The following is a 10,731-nucleotide window of genomic DNA, read 5'->3' as shown; positions in this document are numbered from 1 at the left end:
CGAACGGGGCAGGTTAGTTGAATTAGAAGTGGTAAAATCATATATATATAAAGCATTGTTTAGATAGGGGTAGAAAGGGTGGAGAAATTAAACAAGGATCTACTTATTTCAGAGGTAAGGGAATTAGGATATAGTATTTTTTCGATTGAAGAATTGAAGAAAATAGATAATACAAATAAAGATGTCATTCCCATTATACTAAGACACTTATCGCAAATTACTTACATTAATCATAAGGAGTTTTTGGTAAGGTGCCTGGGTGTTAAGGGATTCAATGCTGCCTCTAAACCGTTAATCAATGAATTTATAAACTCGTCTAATAACACTTACAAATGGGCAATTGGTAATTCATTATCCTTAATTCTCGATAAAAGTTCATTAAATGACCTTTTGGAGATTGCAACAGATAAGAAACACGGTACGGCAAGGCAAATGATTGTTGATGGACTAGGCAAATTTAAAGACAAAAAGCTAATTCCTGTTTTGCTGGAACTATTAGAGGATAAAGATGTCCAAGGACACGCACTATCAGCACTTTCAAAATTTAAAGAACCTGAGTTAATAACACATATAAAGCCATTCGTGAATCACGAAGTAACTTGGATTAGAAATACTGCTAAAAGGGCAATATCAAAACTTGAAAAAATAAACAAAGAGTAAATAATCCTTACTCAGCAAACGGGTGCTTTAGCTTAGTGACAATCCTTGACTTAATTAAGTATTCTGTTAATATCAAAATTAGAGATGTTATGAGAGGGGAATCTAGATTCTATATGTGGAAAACCTTGTAATGATTAATTAACTGGATAGAGACAGAGTGTTTATTCCATAATAATTATGGGTGTGGTCTGTCTACTTTTAATCATTCAAGGGATACATGGTGTGGAATTATAAATGCCCCATATACTAAGCAGTTACCTTTGTAGCTGCTTTTTGTTGTTTTGGGAAATCAACATCTCTAATAACATCATCATAGGTCCCTTTATTCGGAGGGATTATTAATGACTAGTAAACAAGATAAAATTGCAATTATCACAGGCGTAAGTAACCAAACAGGAATAGGAGCTGCTGTATGTCGTAAGTTAGCTTCTCAGGGTGTAGATATATTTTTTACTTATTGGAACTCTGATTCTGAGTGGGAACATATATTTCAAAATGAGATTTTGGAAATGGGAGTTCGATGTGAGGGATTAGAAATTGATTTATCCAAGATTGATTCTCACCTATTCTTATTTGATGAAGTTTCAAAAAGATTTGGTTTTCCTTCAATACTAATCAATAATGCAGCACATTCAGTAGATTCAGGATATATGGAATTGGATGCAAAGACACTAGATGAACATTACAATGTAAATGTTAGAGCGACTTGTCTTCTTTCTGTTGAGTTTGCTCGTCGCATTCGGAAAAAAGATCAAATGTGGGGACGCATCATTAATTTAACATCTGGTCAAGATCTTGGTCCCATGCCAGGGAATTTAGCTTACGTTGCAACAAAAGGAGCAATCTCATCCTTTACATTATCATTATCAGCTGAGCTAGCACAATTAGGTATAACAGTAAATGCAGTTAACCCAGGACCAACAGATTCAAATTGGATGACGGAAGATATAAAAAAACACCTACTACCTAAGTTCTTAATGGGACGTATTGGACTGCCAGAAGATGCTGCACGCATTATTGCATTTCTTGCTAGTGAAGATGCAAATTGGATAACAGGACAGATTATCCATTCGGAAGGTGGATTTTATCGGAGTTGAAATGGAAAATATCGGTAAAATATATATATAAATTGGATGGCTTCTGTAATTTGGATAGATGTCTATGATAAAATTGATATACCAAATGTCGAGTAATACTTAGAAGATAACTTATCTTAAGAGGATTTAACAAAATATGAAATAGATGTTTTTTCTAATAAAGGGATAACTTATTAAATGAGTTTTAAACAAAAGAGTGCGTTGATCCAAGAAGGATTAATGCACCTTTTTGTTAAAGTTATTGAACTAACGGGGCAGGTTAATTTAATAATCAATGTAAGTTTTAATACTAGAAATTTAGAAATTCATAAAGGGTGGTAGGATGAGAGAAAAATTAAGGGAAATTATAAATCAAAAAACTTCAAATCCATTAATTATAATGATGTGTGGTATCGCAGGTTCAGGGAAGACTACATATGCACAACAGTTGGAAAAAGAAGGGTTTGTTCGTCTATCGATTGATGAAGAAATCTGGCAGGTTAATGGACGTTATGGAATAGATTATCCTGCTGAGAAATATAGCGATTATCAAATTGAAGCTGAGAGGAGACTTCGTAATCAATTGGTAAGTCTTATTCAGGATAAACGAAAGGTTGTTATTGATTTTAGCTTTTGGCAAAAAGCCAAACGAGTTGAATACAAACAGCTGATTGAAGAAGCTGGTGGTGAATGGAAACTTATTTATTTGAAAGTTAGTCCTGAAGTTATTCGCCAACGGTTGATAGGACGGAGTAAAAGATTTGATGCAAATGCAGCTTTTCCAATCACCGAAAATACGTTAATTTCTTACTTAAACGGATTTGAAGTACCTTCACAAGAAGGGGAAGTTGTAATAGAGTCAACATAAAAAGTTTATTGTTTGTAGTGTTAGAATAAAATTTTTATTGAACTAACGGGTGCTTTGCTTCAACAAGAATGCAAGGCATTTTTCTTATTCAAGTAACGGAGAAGTTTAGTATAAGAGGGAACCTAAGTTCAATTCCCTGAAATATGTCGAGGTAGATAAACTCAAATAAGGAGCTTGATTTACAAGCTCCTTATTTGAATGTTCCTTAAAACTTAACAGGAGACCAATTATATATTTTTCTGGAACGCTCTATCAACAGTTGGTATCCATAAATGATAAAAGAATATCCATAGTAAAATAAAAAAAGATGTATACGTTTAAAATTAACTAATTTATAGACGTTAAACTTTTCAAAAATATAAGTAAGTGGGAACGATAAACTTAAATTCGAGATTAAATTTAAAAGAAGGTAACGTTTAAAATTGCCAAACGTTAAATGAAATATCCACATTGTACCTGCAAAAAATGGACCATAAATAAAACTTAAATCCATAAAAATGAGTTCTACAATCCCCCCTTTAACTCTCCACCACCTATACCTATAAGATAAAAAGCAGGCGCATATTACCAGCAAGGAGCAAAAAATGGAAACAGGCAAGTATTTACGAAATGCACTTTTAGGTAAAAATATAATAGAGATCCATGAAATGAGTAGTAAACCTATTCGGATCAAATTAGGAATCATTCTCTCCTCCTCCTTTTTTAGATATTCTTTATCATTTATGGTAAAACCATTCCTCTAAAGTAACTTTGATATTGTGAAGGTTTCTACTAAACTATTGGGTGCAGTTCAAGAAGGATTATCGCTTAATTTTGTTGAACTTATTGAACTAACGGTGCAGGTTTGTTGAAGAGTATTATTTAACTGTATTCAACAAACGGGGCCAAATACTGCAGACCAGTATTAAGGTTTGAAAAAGCAAGAGTTGAATGATAGGAACCATATAAATTACTGATATCTTATGTTATATATCCTTTTGGCACCCTTTCATATATTGTAAAATGCTGAAGTTATTACTGTATGTAGAGCATAAAAACGAAATTGGGAGGTGTTACTTTGTTGAGAAACAACTATTTGTTTATTACGTTGGGGATTGTTTGGACAGTTATCTTTGCTAGTATGAGCTTCTATTGGGCTGCTGGCGGTATGGTTGGTGTTAGATCCTTAGGTGGAGCTGTGTATGATATGGCTATAAACCCTAACCCAACATTCATTAATATTGTATGGATTACCGGTTTCATTAAATTACTTGGCGTAATATTATTGTTGATGCTTTTTGTTCAATGGAGAAACCCTATAATAACCAGAATGCTTTACTACATCACTAAAATTGTAGGAGTTTTAATTTTCTTATATGGATTATTGAATTTCATAACAATATTAATGAGTGTGTTTGATATTTTAGATTTTGACTTAGATTCTTATGCAACTTTCTGGAGATTAGCGTTTTGGGAACCATTTTGGATGGCAGGTGGTGTGTTTTACTTTTTCACTGTTAAAAGATAAGAATTTTCTACCTCAATAATAATTATGTCTTAATAAACTTTTTTGGAACGAAATTCCATAGTCGGGTGCTTTTCTTCAGAAAGAAGATGTCACCTTTATTATTGGAGTATATGGCGGGATTGCTGAATATAATTTGACGATGTATCGTATGAATTTATATTGAAAATGTATTCATTCATTAAAAAATGAAAGGAATATGCTATATGAAATCTGAAGGTAATAAGTTTCTAATTGTAAAAGCCGATGAAGTTGATTTAGATGTAAGGACGCAAATGTCTGAAATTTTTGCGGAAGGCTTTACACAATGGCTTGTCTTTTTTTCTAAAGATAAAAACGTTATTGCAAAGGCTTTTGCTCATATGTTTATTTTAGATCAATTTTTTGTAGCTATAGCAAATGGAAAAATTGCTGGAGTTACGGCATGTACAGATGGAACAAAAAAATCGGTAAGATTAAATAAAAAAGAGTTGAGAAAGCACTTAGGTTTCTTCAAGGGAAGCATGGCAGGAATCTTTTTAAAAAAGGAATTTGAAACTCCTTATGAATACTTCCCTCCAAATACTGGGTCAGTCGAGTTTGTTGGAACAGCTCCTGAATTCAGAGGACAGGGCGTAGCATCTCAAATCATCCAGCATATTTTCGAAAATACAACGTACAACAATTACGTTATTGAAGAAGTTGCTGATACGAATACTCCGGCAATGAATTTATATAAAAAGATGGGTTTTGAGGAGTATAAACGGAAGGCTGTTCCAAAAAAGGTAGCGAAAAAAATTGGAATAAATCATTTTTTGGCTTTGAAATATGTGAAAAAATAAGGCCTTATTATAAAAGAAACTCCATTTTGATCAATCTTTTTTATACACAGCCTTTTAACTGGGTAGCATTCCAGTTATGAATGAAAGTAATGGTTCGGGTGCGTTGATCCAAGAAGGATTAATGCACCTTTTTGTTGAAGTTATTGAACTAAAGTGCAGGTTAGTGAAATAAGTAGTCTGTAAAGGATATGGTATATTAACTGAAATCAAATTAAAGGGAGAATTAAATGATAAAAATTGATGTAGATTTAGTTTCGAAGTTAATAACTAGCCAATTTCCAGAGTGGTCTAATTTAGAAATCAAGCCTGTCATGAAAAGTGGAAATGATAATAGAACTTTTCACTTAGGCAAAAGTATGAGCGTGAGGTTACCAAGTAATGTAGCCTATGTACCTCAAGTTGAAAAAGAACAAAAATGGTTACCCATTTTAGCCAAGCATCTTTCCATACCTATTTCTGAACCATTAGCTAAAGGAGAACCAAGTGAGGATTACCTATATCCTTGGTCCGTTAACAAATGGCTGGATGGAGCAACATTAACTTTAGAAAATATAGATGATTTAAATGAGTTTGCAAATGATTTGGGGAATTTTTTAGTAGAATTACAATCTATTGATTCCAGTGGGGGTCCCCTAGCTGGGGAACACAATTTTTATAGAGGCGGAGATATTGTAATATACGATGATGAGTGTAGAGATGCCATTAATAATATAAATACTTTTAATAAACACTTATTGAAAGAAATTTGGGAATTGGCTTTAGCTTCAAAATGGTGTGGTGAACCAGTTTGGGTCCACGGAGACATAGCACCTGGAAATCTATTAATAAAAAATAGTAAATTATGTGCCGTTATTGATTTTGGAATATTAGGTGTAGGTGACCCTTCTTGTGATGCTGCAATGGCTTGGACTTTTTTTGATGATAGTAGCAGAAAGACATTTAAGAATGCATTAAATTTTGATGAAGGAACTTGGAATAGAGCAAGAGGTTGGGCTTTATGGAAGGCTTTAATAACCTACAATTCTAATATACAATCGAACAAAATAATCGCAGATGAATCATTTAATATTATAAAAGTAATCCTGAATGATTATGAAACTGAAAGATAAATCAAGAAAATAGAATTTTTTATTGCACTAAACGGGATCTCCTTGTCCCAACCAACCTGAAACATGTTTATACAAGTAGGGGGTGAACAGTTTAGCTAACAAGATTGTTTCCCACGGGTGCGACGTTCTACCCCGACCCGTTATCATAAGACCATATAAAAATAGGTCAACCAGAAAAATCTGGCTAACCTAATATTACGAACGGGTGCTTTACTTCTAATAAGGGGCTATTAGATGAACTTCCGCAATCGGGAATTTTAATGGAACAATGGATAAAAAAATCCATTTTATAGGTAAAACGATCTTCCATTGGTGGTTGGGAGAATACAGAGGTAAGTTTTAATTGAAATATTCCTAATCAATCGCTAACATGCGAAAGGTCCCTAACAGAACTCTCCTCGTCTAAATATTAGCCATACTCCAAAGCTAAGTAATAACAATAAACCCTCCAACGTAAAAATGTACCAAGGATAAGGACCTAACAAATCAAAAAGACTGAGGCTATCAGGTTTGTGACGCAAATACCAATAATTCCCACCACTGCGTTTGTTCACATATAAGATTAATGGTAAAAGTAGATTGAGGAAGATAATTAGCTTTATTACGGATTTGAAAGTTGGATAATATCCCTTCGCCCACATGAAAAATAAGATCACCCATACAACCATCATATGTGTGTAGAAAAAATGAAAAAATCGAAAGTGTGGAAAATTGTAAGTTAATGCAGGAGTTAAGATCGCTTGAGTAGCACCAAATAGGGCTATAAAAAATAGTGTTTCAAAGAATATTTTTTTTCTTGTCAGCAATAACATTACACAAAGTATGAGTCCGATATTGCACAACTCTAACGGCAAGGATCTTCCGACTTTCCAAATTCCATTTTGGACCATCCAAAAGTGATAGATCATTTCAGATAAAATCAAAGAAATGGCTACTCCAATCTCAGCTTTTCTCCATTTGTCATCATTCAATTGATAACGATAATGGAAAAGTGCGACTATAATTAGAATGAATAGCATCAAAATCACTAAATGACTTTCTGAAAATAAGTTGAACTTTAAAGAGATATTACTCGGACCAAAAAACATCTATTTGCCACCTTTACTTTGTCTTATCAAGCATAAGATGTGCTTTTTTATGAGTTTATATCCGATAATAAATGAAATTAAGTAACTCATGGGGTCATAGTGTTTTTGCAATAAGAAATGTCTAGCTTTTGTTGCAATAGTGGTAAAAATTTTACAGTATAAAATGAATAATCTTCTTCATTCAGGTGCAATTTTAACGTTTATTATTGGTTACTCTATTGACATTGTGAAAGAGTACACTTTAGGTAACATCGCAGGTTACATTAAGAAAGGGAGCAGATTAAATGTTCTGATCCCTTTTTCCAGTTTTAAATTGACTAACAATCTTCAGCTTTATAATGGTGTAATGGTGGTGGAATTAACCATCCTTTTTCTTTATTTAGTCGTAGAACTTTAGCTCCAAGTGTTGCCTTTTGAATATGGAACTGTCCAAACATCATAGCTATATCTTCTCTAATGGATTGTCCCATAATTGTACTACACGATACTAATCCTGCTGCAATGCTCGCAGTAAGCATAGCAGCTATTTCAGGGTCTGCAAAGCGTGCTCCGACTGGAATGTCATCTAAGCAAGCTTTAGGTCGCTCAGGAGGTGTTGGAGGTAATCCAATTCCATTGGCTTTTAATAAAGTTTCAATCTGTTTGATTTCTTGTTGCCCACCCTGAATGGCTTCCTCAAGTAATTTCTGTAAATCCTCATCACCTGCATGGTTTAGGTGAGTTTGATAACCTGCAATTGCCCCTTTAGCTGCTAGTAAAAACGACCATGTACTAAATACTTCCCCGTAGTGCATCGGTTCATCTGTTGGATTTCCGCTTAAAATTCCCATTGTAATCCTCCTAATTAATTTCATAATTAGTGCCACCTTTCTTCAAAGCACATGTTTTTATGTTTCTCAATCCGTTGCTTATTAATTCATTATTTCTTTTGTAATTTATTCAACTAACGGGGCAGTTTAATAGTAATCAGAAAAAACAGACGATTATATGTTATCCTTTTAAGGTAAATATGTTGATTTAAAATGGGAGGGGTTGTCTATGGATACTGTTAAGCAGAATAGTATTGCTTGGGATAAAAAAGTTGAAGAACAATCGGTTTATACAAGGGTTGTTTCTAAGGGAATTATTGAAAAAAGTAAAGCAGGTGATTGGGAGATTACCGTGACAGCAGGAAAACCAGTACCAAGAAGTTGGTTTCCGAGATCATTGGAAGGACTAAAAATTCTATGTTTAGCTTCTGGTGGGGGTCAACAAGGTCCAGTATTAGCAGCAGCAGGGGCCGATGTTACTGTTGTCGATATTTCCAAAAAACAATTGGAACAGGATGAAATTGTTGCAAAACGTGATGGATTGAAATTAAGAACTGTTCTAGGTGATATGTCTAACCTCTCTGGTTTAGCGGATGGGGAATTTGATATGGTTGTACATCCTGTTTCAAATCTTTTTGTAAAAAATATTCATCCAGTCTGGAAAGAGGCATCACGAGTGTTAAAAGATAAAGGAGTCCTTATTTCTGGTTTTACAAATCCACTTCTATTTATTTTTGATGATGAAGAAGATATCAAGGGGAATTTAGTGGTCAAAAACTCTATTCCATCATCATCCTTGGATAATCTGAAAGAAAAAGAGATTGAAGAATATATTAAAGCCAATAAAACAATTGAATTTGGACATACATTAGAAGATCAAATTCAAGGACAATTTGATGCAGGCTTTGTCCTCAATGGTTTATATGAAGATGACTTTGGTGGGCGTAGACCATTAGATAAATACATAAAATGTTTTATCGCAACAAGAGCTATAAAGACTAATATTGATTGAATTATTTAGTCGAAGCAAATATGTGTCGCTACCGATGTTTTTAATATCAATACCGTATTGGTTGTAAACATCTTTCTCCTCTTTTACTTCATCTATCTCAGCTTTTCCAAGTGTTACTTTCCAGTGGTCAGAGGATTGGGTTACCGGTAGTTCCTTTATTGAAGCAGCATTTGCCAAAAGGGAGCTACAAAAATAAGCGCGCTAATGATGGCAACAAAAATAAGTCTCATTTACATTCCTCCCAATATATTTAAATCGAGAGTATCATCATCTTATTTTTGACTATGATGTGTAGTTTTTGCAGGATTATTTAAGAAGTCTATTGAATAGAGTATTAGTTTTTTGTAGGGGAGGTACTTGATTGAAAAAGAGATCTCTAGTTTCAGTAGTTTTTATATTTATCATTATATCTATTATCTGGATTATGTCGGAGAAATCAGATTCCTATTCTGAACCTCAAGAGGCAATATTTGCAATTGATCATGATTTAGTGTTGATACCTGGCTATAAGAGCAATGGTAAAGCACTCTTCTTTTTTATAAAAGATACGAACAATGTAGGAGCTACTTATGTCCAAGAGGGGATCTTTGGATGGAAAGCAGATACGCTTACTTGGAGTCCAATGGACTTTGCAAGAAACTATGAAAAATTGAGTGGTTATCAAGGGTACGGAGAGAAGCTAGTCTATGGTTTAATTAAGCACGGTGATGAACGACTTATCCAAATAGGAGAAAATCAGGCCCGCATATTAAATTTAGAAATGCTGCCTCCTGCTGAATTAGAAAAATTTCATTTAGAGGGACTGTATATCTGGTATTTTGAAAGTGACCAACCTTTAAATGGTGGGGAAATCAAACTATTAGATAAATCCACTGATGAAGAACTGGATACAATTGTTTTTTAATAACAAATATTTCAGCAATTAAGCTAAACACTACCTGGATCTGTGTTAACGTAATGTGCAATATGTTTATGTCTTACTAACAACTTGATTTGAATATATTTTATTAATAAATTCATTCGAGGTGATTTGTTATGGAATATAAACCAGATAAGCTATTACATTTAATACTGATTTATGTGATACTCAGTGGGTTTACATACTGGCTGCCTACAATAAGAGGCATATTCGATGGACCTTCTTATTCGTGGTCAGGTTGGATGGGGATAGCCGGAACAGGAGTAAGTGGGCAGTATTGGCTTTTATTACTATTTACTGCCCTAATGACCACGGTCGTTATTTTGGGATGGAGAAACACTCGCAAGCCAATTCGTTGGCTATTATTAATATGGTTTATGATTTTAGTCATTGAATCGGGATCATGGTTCTTTTCTTCAGAAACAGTCCATATCAAAGGAAATACTTTAGGAGTAGATTTTTCCATAGGTAAGGTCATTTTTCCTTTCGATATCCTTTTTTTATCTCTATCTTGCGTATGGATTATTCGGGATATAAGGTCGAAACATTCCCATCATTCCCCTTCATGGAAAAAATTAAATCGCAATCTATTAATTCTCTTCATCTGCCTTTTGCCACTGCAATTCATTATCCTAAGATTTTTTGATAATTACAAAATACTCGATCAAATTGGAGTATTCCTTACTATATTCCAATGGATATTGCTAAACCTAGCGTTCTACCCATGGAAAACTCAATCAAAAAGAAGCTGATATTTGCATACTAAAAATTTATAAAACTTCAAATGGATTTTCAGAATAGGGTGCTATTCTGGAAGAGGATTTGTAATTGTATGCGATAGACCAAGATGAAGTGACCCCAAAAA

The 10,731-nt window shown here is 33.8% G+C and carries 10 protein-coding genes; 8 read left to right on the top strand and 2 right to left on the bottom strand.

Features of this window, described 5'->3' with window-relative positions; all coding sequences use genetic code 11:
- The first annotated feature begins 78 nt into the window (after positions 1 to 78).
- The 6 genes from V7112_RS18090 to V7112_RS18065 all read left to right on the top strand — a co-directional run bounded on the left by V7112_RS18090 (position 79) and on the right by V7112_RS18065 (position 6,038).
- A complete protein-coding gene (locus V7112_RS18090) occupies positions 79 to 660 on the top strand; it encodes a HEAT repeat domain-containing protein (RefSeq protein WP_335422417.1) in 582 nt (193 codons plus the stop codon).
- Between the two features lie 341 nt (positions 661 to 1,001).
- The gene (locus V7112_RS18085) at positions 1,002 to 1,757 is read left to right on the top strand and encodes an SDR family oxidoreductase (RefSeq protein ID WP_335422416.1); all 756 of its coding nucleotides are present in this window, start codon (positions 1,002 to 1,004) and stop codon (positions 1,755 to 1,757) included.
- A gap of 322 nt (positions 1,758 to 2,079) precedes the next feature.
- The gene (locus tag V7112_RS18080) at positions 2,080 to 2,604 is read left to right on the top strand and encodes an AAA family ATPase (RefSeq protein WP_335422414.1); all 525 of its coding nucleotides are present in this window, start codon (positions 2,080 to 2,082) and stop codon (positions 2,602 to 2,604) included.
- A 1,060-nt stretch (positions 2,605 to 3,664) separates the two neighbouring features.
- Positions 3,665 to 4,111: a DUF3995 domain-containing protein gene (locus tag V7112_RS18075; protein ID WP_335422412.1), complete on the top strand. Its 447-nt coding sequence runs from the start codon at positions 3,665 to 3,667 to the stop codon at positions 4,109 to 4,111.
- Positions 4,112 to 4,314: 203 nt separating this feature from the next.
- Positions 4,315 to 4,929: a GNAT family N-acetyltransferase gene (locus V7112_RS18070; RefSeq protein ID WP_335422410.1), complete on the top strand. Its 615-nt coding sequence runs from the start codon at positions 4,315 to 4,317 to the stop codon at positions 4,927 to 4,929.
- A 227-nt stretch (positions 4,930 to 5,156) separates the two neighbouring features.
- Positions 5,157 to 6,038 (top strand): aminoglycoside phosphotransferase family protein, encoded by an 882-nt coding sequence (locus V7112_RS18065; RefSeq protein ID WP_335422408.1) that lies wholly within the window; start codon positions 5,157 to 5,159, stop codon positions 6,036 to 6,038.
- A 383-nt stretch (positions 6,039 to 6,421) separates the two neighbouring features.
- Here the strand turns inward: V7112_RS18065 and V7112_RS18060 are convergent, their stop codons facing one another.
- Positions 6,422 to 7,126 carry a YwaF family protein gene (locus V7112_RS18060; RefSeq protein ID WP_335422406.1) on the bottom strand — a complete coding sequence of 235 codons (705 nt, stop codon included), beginning with the start codon at positions 7,124 to 7,126 and terminating at the stop codon, positions 6,422 to 6,424.
- A gap of 317 nt (positions 7,127 to 7,443) precedes the next feature.
- Positions 7,444 to 7,956, bottom strand: coding sequence for a DUF3231 family protein (locus tag V7112_RS18055; protein WP_335422421.1), 513 nt, complete (start codon positions 7,954 to 7,956; stop codon positions 7,444 to 7,446).
- Positions 7,957 to 8,164: 208 nt separating this feature from the next.
- On the opposite strand from V7112_RS18055, the gene V7112_RS18050 reads away from it, so the two are divergent.
- Together V7112_RS18050 and V7112_RS18045 are read left to right on the top strand one after the other, a co-directional pair.
- Positions 8,165 to 8,947: a class I SAM-dependent methyltransferase gene (locus tag V7112_RS18050; protein ID WP_335422404.1), complete on the top strand. Its 783-nt coding sequence runs from the start codon at positions 8,165 to 8,167 to the stop codon at positions 8,945 to 8,947.
- Positions 8,948 to 9,308: 361 nt separating this feature from the next.
- Positions 9,309 to 9,851, top strand: a complete 543-nt coding sequence (locus tag V7112_RS18045) for an aspartyl-tRNA synthetase (RefSeq protein WP_335422402.1) — start codon at positions 9,309 to 9,311, stop codon at positions 9,849 to 9,851.
- Positions 9,852 to 10,731: the final 880 nt, after the last annotated feature.

Origin of the sequence: Bacillus sp. JJ1566 (assembly GCF_036962685.1) — a bacterium.
Classification (GTDB): domain Bacteria; phylum Bacillota; class Bacilli; order Bacillales; family Bacillaceae_L; genus Ferdinandcohnia.
This window is presented reverse-complemented; position numbering and strand designations above follow the sequence as displayed.

Excerpts from the sequence above, each read along its gene's own strand:
- V7112_RS18085 (WP_335422416.1), top strand. The coding sequence starts at position 1,002 with ATGACTAGTAAACAAGATAAAATTGCAATTATCACAGGCGTAAGTAAC.
- V7112_RS18080 (WP_335422414.1), top strand. The coding sequence starts at position 2,080 with ATGAGAGAAAAATTAAGGGAAATTATAAATCAAAAAACTTCAAATCCA.
- V7112_RS18070 (WP_335422410.1), top strand. The coding sequence starts at position 4,315 with ATGAAATCTGAAGGTAATAAGTTTCTAATTGTAAAAGCCGATGAAGTT.
- V7112_RS18065 (WP_335422408.1), top strand. The coding sequence starts at position 5,157 with ATGATAAAAATTGATGTAGATTTAGTTTCGAAGTTAATAACTAGCCAA.
- V7112_RS18060 (WP_335422406.1), bottom strand. The coding sequence starts at position 7,126 with ATGTTTTTTGGTCCGAGTAATATCTCTTTAAAGTTCAACTTATTTTCA.
- V7112_RS18055 (WP_335422421.1), bottom strand. The coding sequence starts at position 7,956 with ATGGGAATTTTAAGCGGAAATCCAACAGATGAACCGATGCACTACGGG.
- V7112_RS18050 (WP_335422404.1), top strand. The coding sequence starts at position 8,165 with ATGGATACTGTTAAGCAGAATAGTATTGCTTGGGATAAAAAAGTTGAA.